Source organism: Pseudomonas sp. 3B-A001-10F (assembly GCF_056313565.1).
On record NZ_JBQYFW010000097.1, the window covers coordinates 1 to 311 of the forward strand.

Sequence of the window (311 nt, forward strand, 5' to 3'; positions counted from 1 at the left end):
CCGAATCCGGCGCCACTGGCGCGGGACAAGTCTGGTGCTTCGAGCCGGTTGGAACGGCATGAGCCTCACGACGATTCGCCGGATCAGGCGAAAAACCCCAACGGCGACAGCGCCGATTGTGTGCCGCACACCTGCACCAACGGCTGCCCGGTGTCGATGGTCACCGGTGAAGAACTGCTGACTCTGAGCGATGCGGTGCTCGATGGCGTGTTGCCGTTTGAGTTCACCCGTTTGTATCGCTCCAGCGCCGCCGAAATCGATGTTGGGTTGGGGTTTGGCTGGAGTCATTCGCTGGCGCATCGGCTGGAGTT

Annotated in this window: 1 protein-coding gene; it reads left to right on the plus strand. The window is 62.1% G+C overall.

Features of this window, described 5'->3' with window-relative positions; translation table 11 throughout:
* On the plus strand, positions 1 to 311 hold a 311-nt coding region (locus AC0ZWN_RS28905), incomplete at both ends, for a DUF6531 domain-containing protein (RefSeq protein WP_476337725.1).